The sequence below is a fragment of the Salmonella sp. SAL04196 genome, assembly GCF_046550835.1.
Classification (GTDB): Bacteria; Pseudomonadota; Gammaproteobacteria; order Enterobacterales; family Enterobacteriaceae; genus Salmonella; species Salmonella enterica.
Map to the genome: position 1 here is coordinate 1,033,060 of NZ_JBGDXE010000001.1, position 22,957 is coordinate 1,056,016.

A 22,957-nucleotide genomic window follows, 5' to 3' on the forward strand; every position below is an offset into this window, starting at 1 on the left:
AAACGAAAGAGACCGGAAATCCGGTCAGTTTGTGAAGTTGTTCCCCGACCGGGAAACCATCACCAGCGGCCAGACGGAAGCAGACGTGGTGTACTGCCCACGAACCCTCAGAGAAACGCTGATATCCACGACAGGTGAAGTGGTGTAGACCGAAAAGACAACGGTCTGATACATGGCCGGAAGCCCTGCGGTATACGGGATAACCTCCGCCGTTTTCACCTGGCCGTTAATATTTATCGTGACGGTGATGGCACCGGAGCCACCGTTACGCTCACAGTTAGCCATCACCGTGATGGTTTTCCCTATCTGATAGGTGGCGCTGTCGGTATACCGTGTTGAGGTGCTGCGTTCGTCGTTCGTCGCCCTGATGTTCACGCCCTGCATGACTTTTGAGCCGCAAATATCACCGACAAACTCTCTTGCTTCTATCACGCCAGAAAACTTACCGGAGGTGGCATTGATTTCTCCCGTAAACGAGCCAGATACAGCGTTGATATGCCCGCTGATATCCGCATTTTTCGCAGTCAGCTTTCCATCCGGCGTCAGGGAAAATGCCGGAGGATTCCCGCCACTGGTAATGGTCGGCGCGCTCAGATATTTCAGGAACGCCTCATTCATGATTATCTGGTCGCCCTGCATGACGAATCCGGGCGTCTCGTTTCCGTTTGCCGGGTTAATATAAGCAATGCGATCCGCCGCCACCAGGAACTGGCTTATCTTCCCGTCAGGCGTGTCTTCCATGCTCAGTCCAAGTCCGGCCACATAATATTTGCCGTCTTTGGTCTGCTCTATTTTGACGCCCCACATGGCGTTCCATTTATCGTTAGCATCCTGCCACTCCTTCGAAAACTGCTGCAGTTTGCTGGCGTTATCCTCCGTCAGTTCCACCTTCTCCAGCAGTTCCTTACCCAGGTGACTTTCAGTTATCTGCCCTTTGAAAAAATCCAGATAGCCTGCGGCATCGTTGCTGGCCTGCCCGGTCGCCTCCACGAATGCGGATTTACCGACCTGATTTACCGCCCGGATATAAAAATAGTAATCCCTGCCGGGCCTGATATTCACACTGGCCGCTATCCAGTACAGCGCCGTTCCCAGATATCGTGCGGCGTTTTCCACCTGATGGATATCCGTAATCTGCGCGTCTGAAAACCAGAACTCATACTGCACCGTCGGGTCGTATACCGCCTGACGCGGTGTGGCTGTAATCTGGAAATAGCCAGGGGTGAGTTCGATAAATGATGGTGCCGCCGGCGCGGAGATGCTGAACTGTGTGCTGGCCGGGTCTCCCTGTTGTCCCTGGCTGTTCACCGCCCTGACGGACAGGGTGTAGCGCCCCGGCGTCAGCCCCCGGAACCGGTACTGCGTATCCGGCGTTCCTGCGCTGCTTACCAGCCGGTCACTGCCATCTTCCGCCGCCACGTTCAGGCGCAAAGAAAACGAGGCGCCCTTAACGACTCGCGGTGTGTCCCAGCGCGCCAGTACCTGATACTGTCCCTCCTCCGCCAGAATTTCTGTGGTCAGATGCTGTATCGCCGGGGGAACGGTGCCGTGAATCGTTCCGGGTTGCGGATCGAATGATGCCCCGTTGTCCACGATGGACTCTTTTTCCGGCACATGCTGTACGGCGGTGATGGCATACGTTCCGTCGTCGTTTTCCCGGACAGCCACACACCGGAAGAGACGCTGGCGCAGCGACGGCAGTTTCAGCCCCCAGACGCTGTATTCCGCCACGCCGTCCGGTATCCGGCTGACCTGAACCTGCACACCGTCGGTAACAGACTGCACGTCCACGCTGACCGGCAAGCCTTCGCCATCCACCAGGCTTATCAGCGTGGTGCCGGACGACGGCAGGGTAATCTCCCTGTCAAGGGTCAGAATGCGGCGGGCGCGGTCAACGGACAGAATCCGCCCGCCCAGGCTGATGCCGGCATAATCCTCGTCGCAAACCTCAATCACATCACCGGGAACGTGGCGCAGCCCCTCCGCACCCACACTAAAATCGACCGTCTGGGTTTCCAGCAGCTCCGTTTTTATCAGCCACAGCCCGGCGCGGTGCGCCTGCCCGCGACTGGTACAGCCAAACGCATCCATTTTTACCAGATTGCGTCCGTAGTGACTGATGGCAACCGTGTCTTCCACCAGTTCCGTGGATGTCTGCCAGCCATTATCAGGGTCGATCCAGTTCACCTCTACCGCATTATGGCGGTCCTTCCGCGCACTGAAGCTGTAACGGAACGGTGTACCCTCATCCGGCATTACCACATTGCTGCGGGTATAGGTCCAGACTGTATCCGAGGGCCTGTCCTGCACGAAGGTCATCATCTGCCCGTTCCACACCGGCATACAACGCATGGCGGAGCAGAAGTCGGTCAGCACATCCCACGCCTTACGCTGCTGTGCCAGATACGCATTAAAGGTCATACGCGGCTCTGTCCCGCCGAATCCGTCAGGGACCATCTGGTCGCAGTACTGGCCTATTGCATACAGCGCCCACCGGTCCACGTCCGCCGCGCCGATTCGCTGTCCCATGCCATAGCGGGGATGTGTCAGCACATCCCAGAGACACCACGCCGGATTATTGCTGTATGCAGGCTTGAACGTGCCGTCCCAGATGCCGCTGTAGGTTCGCGCTACCGGATCGTAATTCGACGGCACATGAATAATCCGCCCGAAAAAATGGTAATTTCGCGTCACCTGCTGGCTGCCGAACTGCTCAGACTCCACCTGCAGGCCAATTACGGCGGTGTTGGGATAGCGCTGCCGGACATCAATAATCTCGGTATACGACGACCAGACCGTGTTGTTCTGTAACTGGTCAGTGGTACTGTCTGCCGTCACACGTACCATCCGGATACCAAATGGCCGGGGAGGGAGATTATCCACTATCACCGAGGCCAGATACTGTGTGGTTGTTTTCCCGGTAATCGTAATCTCTTTTTCCACCACCCACTGACCATAGCGCTCAAGATGGATTTGCAGCCTGACCGATGTCGGATTGCGGTCGCCCTTGCTGTTGGCCTCCACCTGTGACTGCACGCCGAACGTAAAACGCAGGCGGTCAATATTTGCAGCCGTGATGGTTCTGGTCACCGGATTGTCGTATTTGACCTGTACACCAAGCACCGTCTCGGCGCCGGACGATTCAAATCCCTCCAGCGGGGTCTGTTCCTGCTCACCGACGCGGTATACCACCTTCACGCCGTGGATATTCGTGTTACCGTCGCGGTCCACCACCGGCGTCTGGTTTACCAGAACACTTTGCAGACCGTTCACCGGGCCTTCTATCGGTCCCTCGCTGATGGCATCGATGACGCTCAGCAGCTGCGTGGATTTAAGGTTATCCGGTGCCTCGCGGGGCGTATGCCCTTTTCCGCCGCCCTTTCCCATTTATTACCCCGTAAAACGACAAAACCGCCCGGAGGCGGTTCTGTCTGAATCTGTTCTGTTGTCAGCGGCCAATCACCACAACCTGACCACCATCTCCTTCATCAGCGGTACTGACTTCCTGGGAAATCACGCGTGACCCCACCTGCATCTCGCCGTACAGCACCGGCAACGTGTTACCGTTGGCAACCATATTATCCAGCGACGAGAAATACGTGTTCTGCCTGCCGTTATCGGTCTGCCTCATTTCGGACATTTTAGGTTTTGGTGCCAGCATCTGCGCCACACCGCCCAGAACCATCGACGCCCCGGTCATATACATACCGGATACCGCCGCCGCTCCCAGCCAGCCTGCCGGGTTCCACCAGGCAACGGCAATCAGCGCCGCACCAAGCACCGCCTGAAACACCCCGCCAGATTTGGCCCCGGCCAGACGCGGCACAATATGAATCACCGCGCCAGGCGGCAGCGGGTCATGCAGGCTGGTTGTCAGGGTATCAGCCGTAACATCGTCTCCGGCTATGCGTACCTGATACCAGCCGTCGTTCAGTTTCTGCCGGAGACCGGGCAACTGTACCGCCAGTGCCCGGACAGCTTCAGCACCACTGGCTACCTGCAGGCTGACGCGGCGGCAAAATCGTTGCAGATCCCCGTAAAGGCAAATTCGCGCCATGCCCGGTGTCGCCAGATGGAGTGCGTGCGTCGTTGCCATTTGTCGGTATACCTCTCACGTTTACTCAGTTGTTCAGGAATATGGTGCAGCAGCTCTCCGTCGCCGCAGTAAATCGCTGCGTGGTTCGGAACGGAGGAGCCAAAGCAGCAAATCAGCACGTCGCCGGGCTGCGCACTGGCTGCGCTGACACGGTAAAATCCCGTCGTCTCCAGATTATCCAGATAGAGATTGTCACCATGCCGCCACCAGTCGTCGTCCCGGTGAAAATCCGGCATATCAATCCCCGCCAGATGATAGGCATCACGGAACAGCGTGTAACAGTCAAAAACCCCATGTTTAAACTGTCGTCCGGTCAGGTGTGGCACACAGCGGAATTTATGTACCTGGCCGGCGCATACCAGCCACCACGGCAGGTCGCTTTGAACCTGCAGCCTGCGGTCCACATCGCTCAGATACGGCTGGCCGCCAGGATGGCTGTGAACCAGCGCCACAATATCCCCCTGCGTTTCAGCCCTCAGCCAGTCCTCCGGCGCCATACGGAAATAATCCTCCGGCGCGGCAGAAATATTCACACAGGGGAGATACCGTTCTCCCGCCTGTGTTCTCACCACGAAGCCACACGACTCCGCAGGCGCACACCGTCGGGCGTGCGCCAGAATATCCTGTTCTTTCATGAAGATTTACTGTGAAAGTTTATTAATGGAGAGGAAACCGCCAAAGTTTCCGGTATTGTTACGCAGGGCGCATCCCCGGGCGCAGCGGCTGCAGGCATCTTTTGCCGGATCGGCGGTAGGGTTATCAAATTCATCCGCGACAGCTGGTCCCGTATAGCCGCATTCGTCAGAGCGGTATATCCATGTACAGGTATTGGCCAGCATAATTCGCCCGGGGAAGACACATCCGTCTGTTTCAGTCGGTGTTGCCAGGACAAATGTCGCACTTACCGCCGTCAGATCACTGCACTGCTCGATCACCCAGCGGCTTACAGACTCCTGCTCCGGGTCGGCCTCCTGGTTGCCGCTTTGAAAATTAACGGCATCGAGAAACCGGGCATACACTATCCTGCGGATGACCGTCGCTCCAACCAGACTATGCGAATCCTCCACCATTCCGGTCACCATACCGTAAAGATTGGATACCTTCAGTGACGGGCGCGCAGCTGCGCCTTTGCCGTTCATTTCAAATCCGCTACCCTCTACAGGATAAACATCATATTTCTGTCCCTGCCAGGTAACCGCCTCCCCCTTTTCATTCGCCTCGTTACAAAAAAAATAACGATCACCGCCAGACTGTGTCAGATCGATTTCCCACAAAGTGATCCTGGCGGACTGCGCCAGTTTAGCGGCTTCGTTCAGCGTATCCTGCGAAATGTCCTGCATCACTCCTCCTCAGATAACAACCTGTTCAAAAGTCGTGGTCACAGTCACCCAAAGAGAGCCAACGCTAATCGACCATTTGCGGCAAATCACCCGAATTTGTGTCCAGGTATAAGGCGGTGTCCAGAGAAAGGATTTCACTCCACCGTGGCGGGATAAAAATGCCTCAAGATTCTGATGTTCTCCCTTACGAATCCGGACCGTTACGTTATACTTCGCCAGATGGTTGTTCAGCCCGGCTGGACGCCGTTGTTCATACCCGTCACCCAGTTTTATGGAGGTGACTTTTGGTTCTGATTCCACTGTCATATCAGGGCGGATCTTCCAGTTAAATGTTTCCATTGTTATCGCCCTCCTCCAGCAATACCCCCGTCACGCGACTGCTGTTGCCAGAAATCAATGGCGGCTTTTTTTCCAATGTTATATACGGCCTGTAATGCCTGCGGACCAATCTGTCCGTTGCCGGCGTCGTTGTGGATTTCAATGTTGTACTCAGGCGCAAACATCGCCATCCCTCCTGAAGCGGCTGCCACGACACCCAGCTTACCGTCAGCACCACGACGAAGTGGTAATATTGCCTCCGGTCCTGCCTCGCCCATCACCCCGGCACCTTTGGCAAAAGCAAAAAATGTCGGGCGATTAACAATGCTGCCGCTGTACTGGCTGAGTCCTGCCGAACGGTACACGCCGCCGTCCGCATTCGGAATAACCGACAGCGCCGCAGAACTGTATGCCCCTGATGGTGTACTGCCGCCTGCCGATATGCCAAAGCCGAACATTGCCAGCACTGAACCCAACAGTTTAGAAGCCGCAATACGTGCCTCCATTTTTGCAAGGTCAGCCAGGATGGAGACCGTCAGGCTCCGGAAACTGCCCTTTCCGGTCACGGCAAAATTCGCGATACTGTCCGCCATGCCGTTAAATGCGTTTGTGAAAACGTTCTCCGTCATGCCTGCCACATTGCCGCCCTGCGCCAGAAAGTTATCCAGCGCCCGCGACGCCCCCAGCGTCCAGTCTCCCTGCGCAGCGTCAACTTTCGCATTGTAATCCGCCCACTCAGCCAGCCGGCGATCGAGACTGCCCTTCAGCGCCTGCTCCGCCTGACGATATTCGTCAGAACCGTATGTCCCTTTTGCCTTGCTGTCGCGTTTAAGCTGCTCCAGTTGTTCCTGGTAGTGCTGCTGAATTTTCAGACGCTCTTCGTATCGGCCACGTTGCTGATCGCCCATACCCATTGTGGCCAGCGCCATTGCGTGCTGTTGCCTGACGCGGGATTCTTCGTCAGCGAGCTGGCTGGTCAATGTGAGCGTCTTTTTCTTCAGTTCATTAAGGGCATTCTGGTGTTGCAAATCCTGTTGTGAGATATCCAGCTTCTGTAGCGCAAGCGCGATTTCATCCTTATGTGCCAGTACGCTTTGTTCATCCGCCGTCAGTTTTTTACCGGACAAATCAGCGATGCGCTGCTGAAATGACAAAAGCTGCTTATGCGCTTCCGTCATTTTTTCGGTCGTGGAAAGCTTCGCGGCGGCAAGCTGCCCTTCAGTCTGCGCCTGTTGCTGGCTGTACTGCAAAAGCAGTCGCCTGGCCTCGTCGTTGTGGTAAGTCTTTGGCTTTTTCGCCTGTTGTGACAACGCCTTTTTATGACGTTCATTTTCGCGCTCCAGTGCGGCATTGCGTACAGCAGCATCGGCATACTGCATGGCGGTGATGCGCGCCACCTCCCGTTGGTGCCGCAGGGATTCAGTTTCATTATCCCGGTTCAGCGCGGCATTCTGCTCGTTCCGACGTTTCTGCGTTTCCTGATAATTACGCTCTGCCTGCGCCTTCGCATCCAGCAGGTCCTTCTGGCGTTTCTGTTCCTTAAGTTCGTTCAGCTGCTGCTGATCGTATTCAGTCTGGGAGGAAGACACCGTCCAGGGCGTTTTTCTGCCGCGCGCGATTTTTTCCTGCAGTGTCGCGATCTTTTCATCGAGCGTATCTTCCCGCCCGATATCCAGCATCCGATCCCATGCCCACTTCGCCGCATCACCGACAGCATTCCATGCTCTTTCAATCCAGCCCAGATTGTCGTGTACGTCTCCCATCCGCTTATTCATTTCTTCCGAATACGCGGACATGGCAATTTTCGCGGCATCAGCCACTCTTCCCTGCTCGCCCAGTACCCTGATTTGTTCAAGCTGGGTGGAGGTCAGAAAATGCAGTGTCCTGTCCAGTTCTTTCGCCGCATTCACCGGATCATCCCGCAGGCGTTTAAACTGGCGGATGGTTTCATCCACTGATTGTCCAACGTTTTCCTGCATTCTGGTCGCGGTACGGGATACCATTGCCACTGCCTGCCCGGTAAACGCTCCGCTACCGACCACCTGTGCCAGCACGCCTGCAGCGTCGTGCTGCGTGACGCCATTTCCGGCGAGCGACTTCGCCATCGCATTAAGCTGGCCTGTGGTTTTTCCGGCATAACTCCCGGTCAGAATAAGCTGTTTATTGAACGTCTCGCTTTCCTTAGCGCCTTCATAGTAGGCCTTGCCCAGCCCGTAAACAGCAGCAGCCACGCCGCCAGCCAGCCCGCCGAGCATCATGCCCTTCGGAGACATCAGTTGCTCGATCCACCCGGCGCGGTTAGCGAGCGTAATACCACTTCCCCGCAGTGCCCCGAAATTCCCACGGGCCAGCTCACCAGCCAGCACGCCCAGTTCACGACGGGCAGCAGCGCTTTTCAGTCCTAGCGTATGGGTGGCAGTTCCGGTACGCTCCAGTTTACGGATATAAATATCTGCGGCGCTGCTGACACCCAGTTCAGCCGCCTTCACCCGCAGCAGCTCGGTACGGGAGAGGCCCTGTACCGTCGTCTGCTCTTTCAGGCGGCGTATAAACTGTGCTTTTTTCTGCGTGGCCAGCGCTTCGGCATCGGTAAGCTCACGGGTCTTCCTGGCGGTTTCAGACACCAGCGCCAGATAATCGCCCTGTGAGATATCTCCGCGTCCTTTCGCCTGTCGTACCTGCGCCTGGATACGCTGCAGCTCCTGCAGACCACCGCTTAACTGTTTTACACTGTCAATCTGGCGGTAAAAAGCAGCACTTGTCCTGTCCTGTGCTGCCGCCACAGCCGCTGACTGCGCCTGTTCCTCACGCAGTTTCCTTCCCAGTGCCTCCACCCGCTGTCGCGTCTGATCCACATCCGCCGCCAGACGCGTACTGGCCGCTGCGCTTTTCTCCACAGCGGAACTGTACGCGGTACTGCTGGCAGTCACTTGCTCCAGACTGGCGGACGTCCGGCGCGTCGCCTCCGTCTGCTTATCCAGAAAACGCTGCATCCGGGCCACTGAACGTTCTGAGTCACCAGCCGCATCGTTCAGCAATTTTTTAATGCGCGGAACTTCGTTTCGGAACTCTGCGCTGTCGATACTTAAATCAATGACCAGGTTCGCTATCTGGTCCATAGCGGACACCTCCGGTAATACCTTCGCCCAGGATCATCAGTTCATCATCCGTTTTTTCGTGCAACGACTCAGGATCAGTGATCAGGCTGAACATTTCTGCATCGTGATGCGTGCCTGTAACCAGTCCGGAAATCAGCGATTTCAGCGTTGCAAACTCCGCATCCAGCAACATGTCACTGAAGCTGTTCTTCCCGAAATGCTCCGCCCACTCACCCAGCTCTGTCGCACTCATTTCCGCCAGCATCTGCCGCCAGTCTGGTCGCCGGAACTCACGCGCGAGCCGCATCACAAACGCCAGCTCCCGGTTCAGGACTTTTCCGGCGTGGTCGTGTCCTTTTCACTCCCGCTGTCGTCTTCCTGCGATGCCGGAAGACGCATACCACTCAGGGACAGAACCATATCAGCGCCACGTCCCAGCGCCTCATAAGACCATTCCAGTCTGACGGACTCATACAGGGCGCGGGCCTCCTCCTCTTTTTTGCTTTCACACAGGGAGCAGGATACCAGCCATGCATTAATATCCACCCCCATCTGCATAAATTCTGTCTGACGCTCTGCTTCCGTCAGGGTTTCAGGCTGTGCGTCATAGTCTGCCGTCCGCTGCTGAATAAACTTCAGATAATCCACACGTTGCAGGGCAGAAAGCTCACTGAGCACGATGGAATGCCCACCGTAGTTAAAGGTGTCTGTATTGAGAAACATGATGATTTTCCATAGAAGCCCCGGAACCGGGGCGGACTGATAAGAGAGGGTTATGACGCCGTCACTGTCACTGCTGCCACCGCGACAAGACTGCCGTCACTGCTGATGCCAACAATATTCACGCTGCCCGCCTTCACGCCTTTAACCGTGGCCACATTATCCTTCAGCGTGACGGTGGCGATCAGCGGATCGGCGGTCGCAACCTGCAGCGTTTTATCTGACGCGTTATCAGGTTTTACCGTAAATGTCAGCGTGGTGGTGGCTCCGGCAGCCACCGTGGCACTGGCCGGCGCAACGGTCACGCCGGATACGCTGACTACGTCAGGTGTATCCTCCTCCGCAAGAGAAGGACGCCCGACGCCGGTGATTTTTACGCTGCGTGTCATCACCTCTTTGGACGTCACGGTTTTACCCAGTGAACTCAGCCAGCCGCGGAACACATCAACCGTCCCGTTAGGATACCTGATACGGAAGGCGCGAACTTCGCCGGTGTCAAACAGCTCAACCAGTTTTTTCTGTCCGGTCTCACCGGGTTTCCAGGCCAGCGTGGCCGTGGTGTCACCGACGCTTTTCTGCCCCTGCGTAGTGCTTTTCCAGTCGGCATTTTCATCATCAAGATAGTCATCGTCTTCCGCATCTGCACTCATTTCTCCGGGCTGCAGATCCTTAATACCTGCCAGTCGCAGCCAGTCATCATCAGCCAGTGGATTTTTAAACGCATCGCCGCTGCCGGTATACAGCCAGAATGTGGTTCCGGCGCCTTTCGTTTTTACCAGTGGGTTTGGTGTTCCCATCATATCCTCCTCAGTTGGTATAGGTGATCCGGTAAGTAATTTCTGCCATCCCCCACGTTGCCATTTCGCTGTCACGCTGGTAGTCATAACCCAGCGGGGTCATGGTATCGATAAGGCGCTCCAGACCACTAACCTCTTCCAGCGCAGGAAAGATTTTTTCTTCCATCCAGATATCAAGCTCTGTATCAGGAGCCTGAGCCCTCAGAAAAACTGCCGTATGGAGAGTAGCCTGCCAGTCATCCTCATCGGTCATAAGGCCTGTATACTGTGCGTCTGTCAGCCAGACAGCTATTGCGGGTAAATCTTCCTGTTCTACGAAAGCAGGAAGTCCATCAAAAAGAGTGACAGGTGCGCCAGTCACGGATTCCAGCTTTTCCAGAACGGCCCGGCGGATTAATGTGTGTTTGCTCATCAGAATGCCTCCTTTCCTCCCCGGCCTGAAGGCCGGGGAGGAAAGGAGGCGGTTTTCCGGCTAACTGTCTTTTGCATAATCACATTTTCCTCTTTAATATGTGAAGCCATGAAACGCGCATATAAATACCGGTTTTACCCCACGACTGAGCAGGCTGAGCTTTTAGCTCAGACGTTCGGTTGTGTGCGTTTCGTCTACAACTCCATCCTCCGCTGGCGTACCGATGCGTACTACGAGCGAAAGGAAAAGATCGGTTACCTACAGGCCAACGCTCGCCTTACGGCGCTGAAAAAGGAGCCAGAATTTGCCTGGCTTAACGACGTTTCCTGCGTTCCCCTCCAGCAGTCTTTGCGCCACCAACAAACCGCCTTTGCTAACTTCTTCGCCGGACGGGCTGCATATCCGGCTTTCAAAAGCAAACGGCACAAGCAGGCGGCTGAGTTCACTGCGAGCGCGTTTAAATACCGCGACGGCAAGCTGTACATGGCAAAGAACAAAATCCCCTTAGACGTGCGCTGGAGTCGTCCGCTGCCGTCCGTGCCGTCTACCGTCACCATTTCCAAAGATGCCGCAGGGCGGTACTTTGTTTCGTGCCTTTGCGAATTTGAACCCGCATCACTGCCGATCACCTCTTCAATGGTCGGCATTGATGTTGGTTTAAAAGATTTGTTCGTCACCGATACCGGATTCAGGTCCGGCAATCCCCGCCATACCGCTAAATACGCGGCTCGCCTGGCACTACTCCAGCGCCGGTTAAGCAAAAAGGCCAAAGGCTCAAAGAACCGCGCCAAAGCCCGTTTAAAGGTGGCCCGACTCCACGCGAAAATTGCTGATTGCCGACTGGATGCCCTGCACAAGGCATCCCGCAAACTGATTAACGATAACCAAGTTGTATGTGTCGAATCCCTGAAAGTGAGGAACATGATCCGCAACCCGTCGCTATCCAAAGCAATAGCAGACGCGAGCTGGGGCGAACTTGTGCGCCAGCTCCGGTACAAAGGCGAATGGGCGGGGCGGTCAGTGGTAGCCATTGACCAGTTTTTCCCGTCCTCAAAACGCTGTAGCTGTTGCGGTTTCACCATGAAAAAAATGCCTCTTGATGTTCGTAAATGGCAGTGCCCTGAGTGCGGAACTGACCACGACCGGGACGTTAACGCGGCACGTAATATCAAAGCTGCCGGGCTGGCAGTGTTAGCCCACGGAGAGCCTGTAAATCCTGAATCGCTCAAAGCGGCTTAGATTCGGCTCGTTGAAGTGGGAATCCCCGTCCTTCAGGGCGGGGAGCAGTCAACGTGAAAGATAAAGCCTCAGTTGTTGTTTCAGGGCATACCCCAGTTGCTTCGGCATTTCCTCGTCAATCAAGCTTTGTGTGGCGCTTTCGAATGCCTGAGTCAATGGTCCGGAAAGAGGAATTTTCACTACATCGATTGGATAACGGTTTTTCCCGTTAACGCGTCGCATAACATGCCAGCGTCCGTTAGCCAGTTGCTGAATAAAGGCATCCCGGAACAGATATGGCCCGATTTTAAGCACACTTCCGCGATACAGCAGTTTGCCCCTCCGTTTGCTCATCCTGACCTGTGCAGCGCCCAACTTTATGGCGGGAAGGTTTCCCCGGTTAATCCGTATCCGGGCAGAGCGTTTACCGTCTGTACCGGCTTTAAATAACCTCACCCTCTGGCGAACCAGCTTCAGCGGAAGTCCTCTTACCTGGTTATCTCCGGCGACAGTCTCCCGCGCCACCTTACGGGTTGCCACTGAAACAGCTTTCTGCGCCACGCGATTCACAGCCCAGATACTGGCCCGGGGAACCATCTGTCGGTCAAGGCTGTTCAGATTCCGGATCGCATTTTCAAGCCCTTTCATCAGAATGCCTCCGGGAAACCCCGGCCTTTAGGCCGGGGAGCAGTCAAACATTCCTCCCGTCCTGCGCCGGTTATCCGTCGGCGGCGTCCCCCTGCCCAGCAGAATAATACTGCTGTCTCCACCAGCCGGAGTGATGCGATCCACCCAGAAGGTGTCACCGAGAATGGTTAGTGTGTCCGGGCGCTTCAGATGGACTGTCAGGGATGTTTTGACAAAAAATGTAGGCTTGTCCCCCTCAATCCGGACACCTCCGGCGGCATACGACACACTTTCAGGATCGTCAAATACGCCCGTAAGCGTGGCCCCTGCCAGAACGCCGGAGGTTATTGTTGCTACCGTTCCCATCACCCGGAGGATGGCATCATCAGCCTGAGAAATCGCGGTATCAAACAGGTTTTCGGACTGCGACATATCGCCACCCTTACAGTTCAATAATAAGTCCTGCAGCAATCAGCTCGTCCACATCGTGTTGCGAAATACGCGCCGGGTTTCCCGCCATAACCATATCCAGTTCCCGGTTACTGTCCGGATCGATGGCGCAGATGTGTAGTGTACGATGCGCCCTGATAAGTACCCGTTCGGATCTTTGCCCGATCCCGGGCGGCACTATGGATTCATCACTGTCATTTTCCACAGCAGGCAAATGCTCCGCCTCCGCCTCCGCTTCCTCTTCCCATTCCATGACACGCTGGCTGAGTTCAGCGGCGCTCCCGGACACATCCGGAGCACGACCAAGCCGCGTCGCAAGCTCCCGCAGACGCTGTATATTCTCTTCTTTTGTTGCCATAAAAGATCCTCCCGCAATTTGTAACAATAAAGGCCTGAATCAGGCCTTTTGGGATGCTTAACCGACAGTGACAATGACAAACTCATCCGGGTCCGGCAGGACCATCAGCGGCGCAGACTGCGTCATGGTATATTCATTCGCCGGGTCCCCCACCGTCAGCCAGTGTTTGGGATAACGGGTGGCGGCAACAATACCCTCCGCGAGCGCCTGTGAATCCTGAATGGCACCATAGCAGCGGATACCTTCTGCCGCCGTATTTCCCAGAACCAGAGTCCCTTCAGGCAGGTAACGCTTTTCGGTCCCGTTATCAGCAACATAGGATGTTTTAGCCACCACAATGGCCAAATCTCCGTAATACCCCTTGAACGACACCACAGCCCCAAGGTCCTTCACCGCCGTTTCCAGCTGAGAATTTGAACCGCGGCGTGTATCCAGTTTTTCACGGAACAGCTTAAAACCGTTCAGCAGACGCCAGACTTTCCCGTCCATCACGGCAATATTGATCAGACCGGATGCCTGGTCGCAGTACATATCCAGATCATAAGTCGGGTCAAAGGTTTCCCTGTCCTGCTCTGACCATTTTTTACCTGTGGCCTGAATAATGTTATTCCCGGCGGAGCGACCAAAATCCACCTCCACGGTGTCAAACTGCTCGCCCTGCATGGTGTATTTCCCGTTCAGCACCGCACTGACGGCCTGCATCTCCTCCACTTGGACGATGGCCTTCTCTTCCTGCTTCAGGTTATCGGTCAGAATGCGCAGACGACGGTAGGCCGGATCGTTAAGCCTGGCCGGGTCTTCACCCGGCAGACGCTCAACAACCTGCGCATAGTTAACTTCATGCTTCGGTTTGACATACCCCGGACGCAGTACGCGCGTTTCCCCGCCGCGGTTACGCAGAACCTTCCCTCCAACCACCGGAGATACATAAGCGGCAATCGGTGTTTTTCCGGTAATTTTGTCCAGCATGACTTCCTGGGTAGGAAATGTCACAGTACGGCGAAAAAACAGGCTCAGGAAGAGTGGGTTAAATTTAACTTTCTGCTCGGTATAACCCAGCAACTGGCGGGTGGTAAACAATCCCATAAATGGTGTCCTCCGGACGTTAAATACGATAAAGGCCGCTTCGCGGCCTTCTTATTACGGTAAAGCGGCGTGACTGACGGCGCTTCCGGCGAATGCATTTGCCTGCTTAATGGCATCCACACTCTTCGGCCATGCCAGTGATTCTGTGGCAAAGGTGCCGCTCTTCCAGTACGTCAGCAGGTTTTCCGACCCGTCCAGCTCAAGGGCCAGAACCCCGACCGCCGTTCCGGCCTTCTGCCCGTCCCAGGCCACCAGTTTCCCGGTGGTATCATCCAGCATCAGGGGCGTCAGCATCGGTGTGGCCGCCGTTATCCCGCTGACTCCCGTTGCGGTATGTGCCGGATCGTTACCGGCGAAAATGCGGTTATCCGCACGTTTCTCAATAGTGGTGGTAAATGACATGCTGTCTCCTTATCAGGTGGCTGAAGTACCGGGAATACTCATCAACAACGTCGTTTCGGTATCATTACTGTGGTCTTTACCGCCGGATATGGGGCCCGGGGAATGAGACTGCATGAAAGCATCAAATGCGTTGTTCATGCTCAGCCCCGCATTACCGGATTTGTCCGGCGCGGCAGCCAGCAGGTCACGGGCCTGATCTGTGGTCATACCAGGCATGACAGCCAGTTTTTCCGCCAACTCTTCACGGCCTTTCGCCTCATCAAGCGCCATCACGGCATCATGAAGTGACGTTGCCGCAGCGATCGGCGATGCTGCCAGAATGGTTCTGGCCTGTTCCACCGTCATCTCCGGCATGGCCGCCAGTGTCTGTGCGAGTGTTTCCCGACCACCAGCTTCTTCCAGGGCAAGGATACGGTCAGCGGTGCTGGTCGTATCCGCCGGCGCGGCGGCAGCCAGAATAGACTTCGCCTGAGCAACGCTCATTCCCGGCTGCCCGGCCAGCATCTGTGCCAGTGCCTCATGCCCCCTGGCCTCCGGGCAACCCAGAATTCCCATTACGCGCTGGTTTTCCTGCGTGACAGCGTCAGCTGCACTTAATTCAGGCATAGTGCCTCCTGTCTTGTTACTGTTGATAGCTTCTGCCATCACGCCGATGGCGTCAGCAGCATTCACCATTCCATCTGCCAGTCCGGTAGTGATAATGGCCTGCCCGTCATACACTGCCGCCTCCGTCGCCATTACCGCATCGACAGACAACCCCGTGTACCGGGCCACTTTTTCTGCAAACATCTTTCTGGCCTCGTCCATTCGCTGCTGGTAGTCGGCATGGACGCTTTCCGGTAATTTCTGGCTGGGCGTCAGATCAGCCTTGTGTGCGCCAGAATAGATAAGGGTGATATCGATCCCTTCCTGTTTCAGTTTTTCGGCGTAGCTGGTATGCGCCATCACCACACCAATTGATCCCATTCTGGACGTCTGGGTCACAAGACGGTGCGAACAGGCTGCCGCCAGCAACATGGCCGCCGAACAGGCTGTTTCATTTGCCAGTGCCCAGACAGGTTTCTGTTCGCGCATCCGGCAAATCATGTCAGCACAGTCAAACGCCCCGGCAGCCTGACCGCCTGGACTGTCAATATCCAGCAGAATGCCTTTTACCTCCGGATCTGAAACCGCCTGTTGTAGCCGGGCAGTGATACCGTCATAGCCGGTCATCCCTGAAAAGGGACGCATTCCGCCGAGTTTATGAACCAGTGTTCCGGTCACGGGTAATACCGCAATACCGTTCACTACCTGATAAAAACGTGCCTGCGGCTTTCCGGTCGCCATAAAATCGCCTGTGACCAGTGCCATATCCGACTGATCCAGACTTTCGTTATTACCGGGAATGTGCAGGCTGTTAATGCCTGACTCCCTGCCCAGCGCGCAAAAGAAAACCCGCGCATAGGCGGGTTCAAGCAGCAACGGAGCACTGGTTGCCTGGCTGATGATGTGCGGGAGATTACGTTGCACGCTTTTCCTCCTCCGTCTGACGGCTCGCCGCGATCTGTTGTTGATAGGTATCGGTGATCCATACCGGACGCGAAAGTCCGGCTGCCCGCCGTTCTTCGGATTCCCTGACCTGCTGGCGGAATATCTCCTGGTAATCCTCGCCCATAATGGCGAGTTCTTTTTCATAGGTACTCAGCCCGGCCTCAATACGCATCACGGATTCCTGAACCTCCTTGAGTCCGTCAATCGCCATACGTCCGGCACCAATCCACTCCGAGCGGCTCCAGCTGGATCGGGCCTCCCAGAAGGAAAACCTGGCCCGGGGTGCCCGGATAACTCCCCGTATCAGCGCCTCCTCCAGCCAGCAGGAAAACATTTGTGTCGCCAGCCGTCCGGCAATGAACCGGCGCCGCCCCAGGAAATAGCGCCAGGACTCATTGGCAGATGCGCGGGCGCTGGAATAGCTGACCTGAGAATAATCACGCGAAAGCTGCTCATAAGAGACCCCCAGCCCGGCGGCAATATACCGGAGCAGCGCCTGCTCCAGCGCTGAAAAGCCATTATCGGAATCCTGCGCAGTCTGCAGATTCAGCTCATCACCCGGGTACAGGTGGGGAATTTTTACACCGCCCAGTTTGATACTGTTGGTACTGTAATAGCGGGCATAATTTGCCAGCATGTTAACAAGAGGCGTATCTTTGTTATCTGCCGCCGTGATGTATTCAAAGGCTTTCTCGGAATCGAGTTCGCTTTCTATCGTGGCGGCGTACATGGCTTTGACAATCGCGGACTGAAGCTGCGTTGCCTGCAGGGTATCAAGCATCTTCAGCCGCTCCATCACACTGTAAAACTGATTGGCACCGCGCGTCTGTCCGTCCTCAACCGGCTCGAAAATATGTAACATCGCGGGTCGTCCAGACGGCAGAAAACGAGGAATACGGGTCCAGCGTTCCCCACCAGCCACCGGCCAGTCATCATCACAGACATGATAGGCGAGGGCTTTTCCATTCCGGTCCGTTTCCACTCCTGCGCGAAGCTGGCGGTTTCCGCGGGCATACCCCGGCGTGTCCACCCGTTTCGGACTGACAGCCTTGAATCGGGTACGGAAAACCTGCGTGGTTTCAGCGTCCCAGACAGGCTGGAGAAAAATTTCACCATTAAAGGCGTGAACGCCCACGCCTTCACGGATGAACTCTGTAAAGGTACGCTTCCCCTCGGCATCCATTTCGCCAAAAATACCATCGCAATATTCTGTCCATGCAGCTTCAACCTCATCCACAAAACTCTTCGCTGCGCTCTCACGCATACCAAGATAGCGCCAGTTTGGACGATAGCTGATAAGAAACAGGTGTCCGACAATATGATCCTTGTGCAGCGCCACCGCATTTGCTGCAATACCATTATTACGGACCAGATCATCAGCCCGCGCATTGCCGAGGCGCAACGAAGGCAGCAGCGCGGCATCCACGCTTTCCGCCGGGGGCATCCAGTCAGCCATCTGTCCGCCGAAACCGATCCCCCCGCCGGTGTATCCCAGACTTTCCCGCAGCGGCGTGCCGTGAACATCCACCAGAACCGGGGTGCGCTTCACAGTCTCACCCCCACAGGTGCCCGGCGGCGACCATTGCACAGTGACGCCTCAAGTTCCGCGACATATTTTTTCAGATCCCCCACCGATGTCGCGGTAAATTCAACCCGTCGCCCATCTTTCTGAACCGTCGCCACCCGTTTTCCCGTCATCAGGTCATGCAGCGCGACGCGGGCTTCCTGTAGCTCAATGATTGTTGCCATTAACTCCTCCTGCCAGCATTGCGGCCAGTTGTTCAAGTGTCGGGGTATCCTGCTCTTCGCTTTTCCTTGATGTCGCCAGCGCCTCCAGATCCAGTTGCCAGCGCTGCACAGACACCCGTAACGCTGCACTGGCATAGACAAGACAATCCAGCGCTTCGTTACGACGTCCTTTGGCATCCCATAACAGCCGGAATTTTCCGTTAACCAGTTTCTCCACCAGCTCTTCGGCTACCAGTTGCTTCGCTTCCACCTCCGTAAAAACATCCGGATTATCCGGAAAGCGGATCGCATAAGGCGTGGCTTCGTCGGCAAGCGCAGTAACCGCCCCCATTCTGGCGTAAAGCATTTCTTTGGCAGTATCAGTACCGATTTCGCACAGGAATACCCCGCTCTGGTTGCGTTTTTTAGGCATGGTAATAACGGGTTTTCCGTAAACGGAGGCCCCTTTGACAGGCAGCACGCGGAAAATGCCGTGTTTTTTTGAGCGTTTATAGACGATTTCTGCATCGATACCGCCGATATCCCAGCAGATACGGGAAATGGAAATATCCGTCCCGTCAGCATGACGATATTTTTTATTAATGACGGCATCCACACGCTGCAGGGTATCTTCATCATCATGCCGTCCCATGATAATTTGCTTATCAATAAGGAAAGCCTCTTCGCCCGGCGCCCAGCCCCAGACATACATTTCATAACGGTTACGCTGGGAGTCGATACCAGCGGTCAGATACACCACCCGCTCCGGAACCGGCGCCGCATAATGAATCACTTTTTCCAGCAAAAGCTCATGGCTGAGTTTTTCGGCCACCGCCTCTTCATAAGGCTCGCCCAACGTGGTGTTTATAAAGGTTTTCACACCATTTGGATCTTTCAGCGCATCCAGCCAGTCATAAATAATCTGTATCCAGGTGGTAAAGGGACTGTAAGCCGTCCAGATATGAAAGGTAATGGATCGTGGCGGCGGAACCTCCTCACCGGACGCGCTGAAATAAGCCAGTCCATCGCGTGTCCACATGCCTGTGTTATCGCAAATCCAGCGGCCTGCTTTCTGATCAAGTTCCGATTGACGGATCACGCATCCATTATGTTCACAAAGGTAATACACCGTCTCCGGCTTGCTTTTCTCCCATTTCAGACCGAACGACGTACTGCCATCACCGAATTTAAGGTACTGTTCTTCGCCACAGTGCGGACACGGTACATGAAAACGCATAAAATGCGCCGATTCATTTGCCGCCTTTTCAATCTGGCATGACCCTTTGACTTTTGGTGTGGAGCCCCGAATGGATTTAGGCCAGACAGAACCTTCAATACGTTTATCCCCCAGCAGCGTCGGCGAACCTTCTTTCTCGACATCCGGCTCAAAAGATGACAATTCGTCATAGCAGACCACATCCACCGATTTTTCACGGTAGTTTTTGGCTGCTGCACCGCCGAGGCACCAGAACCCGACACCGGAAGAAAAGCGTTTCAGGGTGAGCGTGTTATCACGATGTTTACGCCCGAACCAGGGGGCCAGCTCCAGCAATACAGGAACATCCCTGATAGTCGGCTCCACGTGGGATTTCATAAAATCCTCAGCGGATGAGTCGGTCGGCTGGAACAGCAGGCTGTTGCGCGACTTGTGCTCTATGAAATAGCCTTCCACCCCCAGCAACATTTTGGTATAGCCCACGCGGGCAGACTTAATGAGGTTTACAACGCGGATCAGTTCATACCCCATCGCGTTCATTATCGCTACCTGAAACGGCAGCGTTTCCCATTTGCCGGGGGTGTAGGAGGACTCTTTTGGCAGATAGTAATACTTATCAGCCCACTGCACGGTGGTAAGCGGTACGGGAATATGAAGCGCTATCAGCCCGTTAGTTATGGCTCTGTTGGCATTATTCGCCCTGCGCTCTCCGGAAATCATCGGTCCACTTCTCCACATCCGCTATCGTGGCGGCCCTGCCTGACGCCCTGGCGATTTCCGTTCTGACCACATCGATGTGCGACTGGCACAGATCAGGATATTTGCGCTGTAATACCAGCGGTACCCTTGACAGTATCCCTGCTATTTCCTGAGCCACCCGTTGCAGGATGTAGGTGAACAGTTCGGTCTCAAGAACCAGCCCTTCGCGCTCAGCATTTTTAAGTTCCTGCGCATCCGCCTGGGCTTTTGTCAGGCGGTAGCGCTCATAGTCGATGGTGCCGGGATTAAGATCTGATTCCGCAGCGGCACGTAAATCATCAACCTCTTTACGCAGCTTTTCATTTTCAATAGACGCATCACGCTCCGCGTACCATGAAATCGCTGCCGCGGTGTCGAACACTGCTTCGTTACCTTTTCCTCCTCCGGAAACAAGTGGCAGCCCCTGGCTTTGCCAGGCTGTGACAGTTCTGACGTCACAACCAAAAATTTCAGCCAGTTTTTTTTTGTTCACGTTCATGGAAAAGTCTCCCGGAAACAGGAAAGGATCTGCGATCTTCGTTTTTAACTAAAAACGTTATCCAGCAGATCCTTTCTTTTTTCTAAAAAAACCTTTAAAAACAGGAAATAAACGATAAGAAGAACGGATCTGGCTTTTCCCTGAAAATTTTCATAAGGAGTGAAATCCTGCGACGCTGCCGCCCCGTAACAGGCAGAATTCCCGGAAAGGACCCTGGAAAAAACCGAACACTTATTGTTATAATATAACAATTAATCATTTTAACGCTGACTGAGGGTCTTAAATATGAAATTCAAGAGTATCGCTAAAACTGTTTTTCTTTTTGCACTGCTAACCTCAGCTGGCTTTGCTACTGGTAAAAACGTGAATGTCGAATTCGATAAAGGACAAAATAGCGCCCGCTATTCCGGCGTAATAAAGGGATACGATTACGATACATATAACTTCCAGGCCAGAAAGGGGCAGAAAGTACATGTAAGTATTTCGAATGAAGGCGCAGATACCTACCTGTTCGGGCCAGGAATTAGCGATTCCGTTGACCTGTCCAGATATTCATCTGAACTGGATGACAATGGCGAGTACACGCTACCGGCGTCCGGAAAATACGAACTGAGAGTACTTCAGACACGTAATGAAGCCCGTAAAAACAAAGCGAAAAAATACAGCGTCAATATTCAGATAAAATAAATGCCAGCCTGGTCAGGGGATTCGCTCCAACACCAAGCTTTTCAGCCACTGGGTTATTTCATGAGGTGTACCAGTTTTTAGCGTCTGGTTACGCTGCGTTGATACATGAGGTCTTTTTCTTCAGTACCATAGTATGCGACATATGTCCGTATATCCCCTTATAAGACATTTTGTGCTCTTTATGACACCCTGCAGGCCGGAACCGTAACCGTCCTGCGGGAATTTTTTATTTGCACTGCGTCCGGATGTACTCCTGCAAATACTTCAGTTTTTCCTGATCGCTGATGATTCCGGCGCGGATATCGAGAACGTTTTGTCCAGCAACTGGAGAGAGTTCGACGGTGGCAGCATTGCCCACGCGGCGGGTACTGGCGGTTTTGGTTGTGGTTGGCACTGTACAGCTTCCTTCGACACGCACCCGGCTACCAGCAGCAAGGCGGCGCTGCAAATCAGTATTCCTGTTTTGTGCATCAGCTAGTTCCTTTGTGTATTTTGCATCGAGGGCGGCAACGTCACGCTGGCGCTTCGTCATGTCGGTAATTGTCTCGTTCGCCAGCTTCAGATTGTGAGTGGCGGTATCGCGCTGGTCTTTATAGCGCACCGCGTTACCGTGGTAGTGGTCAGTCGTCCACGCCAGCGCTATGGCAACTATCAGCAGAAGGATGATGGCAGTAAAGGTTATACGGTTCATACCAGAATAACGCCGATAAAGAGAAACCATCCCCAGCCGTCAATACCATGAGCGGCAAGATAAGCCGCCGCGACAAAACATACCGTTGTGGGTAAGTATTTCACTGGTCTATCCCCCAACACGTCAGCGCTGATTCCTGGTCGCGGCGTATCACCTGGCCGTAACACTGATTTTCCCTGTTGTGGCAATCTTTGCCGCCGTCATATACCCAACGGCGGATTTCTGCACACGCTCCCTTACGATCTCCTGCGTTCAGCTTTCTGTAGAACGTGGAGGGCAGACATTTACCCGGCCCAATGTTGTACGGGCAGAAACTGGCGATCCCCACTTTCTGCGGCCCGGTCAGTGGAACATGGATATTTTTATTGACCCACGCCAGCGCTTTATCCCGCTCGATGGCGTTGTAATGGTCGCACTGGCTTTGTGTCAGTCGCTGACCTTTCACAACGGGTTTACCATCGATACGGGTCACGCCACGGCATACTGACCAGACGCCGCCGTTATCACGAACGGCCACCAGCATATTTCCTTCCCGCTCCTGTAAAAACTGGTCGAGTAGCTGCGGTGCGCTGGCACCGGCGGCAATCAGTGCCAGCATAGCGGCGGAAAGACCGTATTTAACTTTTGTCCTTAACGCCATCATTGCCCTCCGGCATTTCAGATACCGCCAGCATTTTTAACATGCTGTCATGGTCGTTTTTTTCCAGAATCCGGGCGATTAGCCTGTTACGTTCTTCCATCGCGGCAGCCTGCCTTGCCTGAGCCTGCTCTGATTTTTTTTTGTAATGCTTATTAACCAGAAACGTACCAATACCCAGAACAATACCTATCAGCGCGCCATAGTCGTTTAACGTCCACTGGGCGCATATGCCGCTGATTAATGCCCAGATGTAGGCCAGCCATGTTGTATGTTTATCCATTGTCATAACTTCCCCTGTCCGGGAAA

25 protein-coding genes are annotated in these 22,957 nt (G+C 54.6%); 2 read left to right on the forward strand and 23 right to left on the reverse strand.

Annotation, left to right across the window (positions count from 1 at the left end; all coding sequences use genetic code 11):
- Positions 1-24 precede the first annotated feature (24 nt).
- The 10 genes from ACLJPE_RS05320 to ACLJPE_RS05365 all read right to left on the reverse strand — a co-directional run bounded on the left by ACLJPE_RS05320 (position 25) and on the right by ACLJPE_RS05365 (position 10,781).
- On the reverse strand, positions 25-3,387 hold the full coding sequence (locus ACLJPE_RS05320; protein WP_039513188.1) for a host specificity protein J: 3,363 nt from the start codon (positions 3,385-3,387) through the stop codon (positions 25-27).
- 61 nt (positions 3,388-3,448) lie between these two features.
- Positions 3,449-4,096 carry a tail assembly protein gene (locus tag ACLJPE_RS05325; protein ID WP_000246124.1) on the reverse strand — a complete coding sequence of 216 codons (648 nt, stop codon included), beginning with the start codon at positions 4,094-4,096 and terminating at the stop codon, positions 3,449-3,451.
- On the reverse strand, positions 3,994-4,731 hold the full coding sequence (locus ACLJPE_RS05330) for a C40 family peptidase (RefSeq protein ID WP_000662740.1): 738 nt from the start codon (positions 4,729-4,731) through the stop codon (positions 3,994-3,996). The genes ACLJPE_RS05325 and ACLJPE_RS05330 overlap by 103 nt, the downstream gene beginning before the upstream one ends.
- 6 nt (positions 4,732-4,737) lie before the next feature.
- On the reverse strand, positions 4,738-5,436 hold the full coding sequence (locus ACLJPE_RS05335; RefSeq protein WP_001152687.1) for a phage minor tail protein L: 699 nt from the start codon (positions 5,434-5,436) through the stop codon (positions 4,738-4,740).
- 9 nt (positions 5,437-5,445) lie between these two features.
- Complete coding sequence (locus ACLJPE_RS05340; protein ID WP_000447370.1) at positions 5,446-5,775, reverse strand: phage tail protein; 330 nt, start codon at positions 5,773-5,775, stop codon at positions 5,446-5,448.
- 2 nt (positions 5,776-5,777) lie between these two features.
- On the reverse strand, positions 5,778-8,873 hold the full coding sequence (locus tag ACLJPE_RS05345; RefSeq protein ID WP_039513185.1) for a phage tail tape measure protein: 3,096 nt from the start codon (positions 8,871-8,873) through the stop codon (positions 5,778-5,780).
- Positions 8,845-9,183 (reverse strand): phage tail assembly protein T, encoded by a 339-nt coding sequence (locus ACLJPE_RS05350; RefSeq protein WP_010989052.1) that lies wholly within the window; start codon positions 9,181-9,183, stop codon positions 8,845-8,847. Before ACLJPE_RS05350 ends, ACLJPE_RS05345 begins: the two co-directional genes overlap by 29 nt.
- Positions 9,180-9,575, reverse strand: coding sequence for a phage tail assembly chaperone G (gpG, locus tag ACLJPE_RS05355; protein WP_052893974.1), 396 nt, complete (start codon positions 9,573-9,575; stop codon positions 9,180-9,182). Before gpG ends, ACLJPE_RS05350 begins: the two co-directional genes overlap by 4 nt.
- Before the next feature lie 50 nt (positions 9,576-9,625).
- Positions 9,626-10,372 (reverse strand): phage tail tube protein, encoded by a 747-nt coding sequence (locus ACLJPE_RS05360; protein WP_000971954.1) that lies wholly within the window; start codon positions 10,370-10,372, stop codon positions 9,626-9,628.
- Between the two features lie 7 nt (positions 10,373-10,379).
- Positions 10,380-10,781, reverse strand: coding sequence for a phage minor tail U family protein (locus ACLJPE_RS05365; RefSeq protein WP_000033885.1), 402 nt, complete (start codon positions 10,779-10,781; stop codon positions 10,380-10,382).
- 108 nt (positions 10,782-10,889) lie between these two features.
- Here ACLJPE_RS05365 and ACLJPE_RS05370 point away from each other — a divergent pair, with 108 nt between their 5' ends.
- Complete coding sequence (locus ACLJPE_RS05370) at positions 10,890-12,020, forward strand: RNA-guided endonuclease InsQ/TnpB family protein (protein ID WP_038407360.1); 1,131 nt, start codon at positions 10,890-10,892, stop codon at positions 12,018-12,020.
- A gap of 48 nt (positions 12,021-12,068) precedes the next feature.
- Here the strand turns inward: ACLJPE_RS05370 and ACLJPE_RS05375 are convergent, their stop codons facing one another.
- The 10 genes from ACLJPE_RS05375 to ACLJPE_RS05420 are packed head-to-tail and all read right to left on the reverse strand — an operon-like array spanning position 12,069 to position 20,633.
- On the reverse strand, positions 12,069-12,647 hold the full coding sequence (locus ACLJPE_RS05375; RefSeq protein ID WP_001534814.1) for a phage tail protein: 579 nt from the start codon (positions 12,645-12,647) through the stop codon (positions 12,069-12,071).
- A 27-nt stretch (positions 12,648-12,674) separates the two neighbouring features.
- Positions 12,675-13,058, reverse strand: a complete 384-nt coding sequence (locus tag ACLJPE_RS05380; protein WP_000083294.1) for a head-tail joining protein — start codon at positions 13,056-13,058, stop codon at positions 12,675-12,677.
- A gap of 10 nt (positions 13,059-13,068) precedes the next feature.
- Complete coding sequence (locus ACLJPE_RS05385; protein ID WP_038407362.1) at positions 13,069-13,434, reverse strand: DNA-packaging protein FI; 366 nt, start codon at positions 13,432-13,434, stop codon at positions 13,069-13,071.
- Positions 13,435-13,491: 57 nt separating this feature from the next.
- Positions 13,492-14,520 (reverse strand): major capsid protein, encoded by a 1,029-nt coding sequence (locus ACLJPE_RS05390; RefSeq protein ID WP_000522566.1) that lies wholly within the window; start codon positions 14,518-14,520, stop codon positions 13,492-13,494.
- 54 nt (positions 14,521-14,574) lie between these two features.
- Positions 14,575-14,922 (reverse strand): head decoration protein, encoded by a 348-nt coding sequence (locus tag ACLJPE_RS05395; protein WP_000011260.1) that lies wholly within the window; start codon positions 14,920-14,922, stop codon positions 14,575-14,577.
- Positions 14,923-14,934: 12 nt separating this feature from the next.
- Complete coding sequence (locus ACLJPE_RS05400; RefSeq protein WP_001189493.1) at positions 14,935-16,431, reverse strand: S49 family peptidase; 1,497 nt, start codon at positions 16,429-16,431, stop codon at positions 14,935-14,937.
- Positions 16,421-18,001 carry a phage portal protein gene (locus ACLJPE_RS05405; RefSeq protein ID WP_000831821.1) on the reverse strand — a complete coding sequence of 527 codons (1,581 nt, stop codon included), beginning with the start codon at positions 17,999-18,001 and terminating at the stop codon, positions 16,421-16,423. Before ACLJPE_RS05405 ends, ACLJPE_RS05400 begins: the two co-directional genes overlap by 11 nt.
- Positions 17,998-18,201, reverse strand: coding sequence for a phage head-tail joining protein (locus ACLJPE_RS05410; protein WP_039513171.1), 204 nt, complete (start codon positions 18,199-18,201; stop codon positions 17,998-18,000). The genes ACLJPE_RS05405 and ACLJPE_RS05410 overlap by 4 nt, the downstream gene beginning before the upstream one ends.
- On the reverse strand, positions 18,185-20,116 hold the full coding sequence (locus ACLJPE_RS05415; protein WP_039513168.1) for a phage terminase large subunit family protein: 1,932 nt from the start codon (positions 20,114-20,116) through the stop codon (positions 18,185-18,187). Before ACLJPE_RS05415 ends, ACLJPE_RS05410 begins: the two co-directional genes overlap by 17 nt.
- Entirely contained in the window at positions 20,088-20,633 is a 546-nt protein-coding gene (locus ACLJPE_RS05420) for a terminase small subunit (RefSeq protein WP_001102153.1), read from the reverse strand. Before ACLJPE_RS05420 ends, ACLJPE_RS05415 begins: the two co-directional genes overlap by 29 nt.
- A 285-nt stretch (positions 20,634-20,918) precedes the next feature.
- On the opposite strand from ACLJPE_RS05420, the gene pliG reads away from it, so the two are divergent.
- On the forward strand, positions 20,919-21,320 hold the full coding sequence (gene pliG, locus ACLJPE_RS05425) for a g-type lysoyme inhibitor PliG (protein ID WP_039513162.1): 402 nt from the start codon (positions 20,919-20,921) through the stop codon (positions 21,318-21,320).
- A gap of 226 nt (positions 21,321-21,546) precedes the next feature.
- Here pliG and ACLJPE_RS05430 read toward each other — a convergent pair whose 3' ends face one another.
- From ACLJPE_RS05430 to ACLJPE_RS05440, 3 genes are all read right to left on the reverse strand, one after another.
- Entirely contained in the window at positions 21,547-22,011 is a 465-nt protein-coding gene (locus ACLJPE_RS05430; protein ID WP_039513160.1) for a lysis protein, read from the reverse strand.
- Positions 22,012-22,111: 100 nt separating this feature from the next.
- The gene (locus tag ACLJPE_RS05435) at positions 22,112-22,651 is read right to left on the reverse strand and encodes a lysozyme (RefSeq protein ID WP_039513157.1); all 540 of its coding nucleotides are present in this window, start codon (positions 22,649-22,651) and stop codon (positions 22,112-22,114) included.
- Complete coding sequence (locus tag ACLJPE_RS05440; RefSeq protein WP_001533331.1) at positions 22,629-22,931, reverse strand: HP1 family phage holin; 303 nt, start codon at positions 22,929-22,931, stop codon at positions 22,629-22,631. The genes ACLJPE_RS05435 and ACLJPE_RS05440 overlap by 23 nt, the downstream gene beginning before the upstream one ends.
- Between the last annotated feature and the right edge of the window lie 26 nt (positions 22,932-22,957).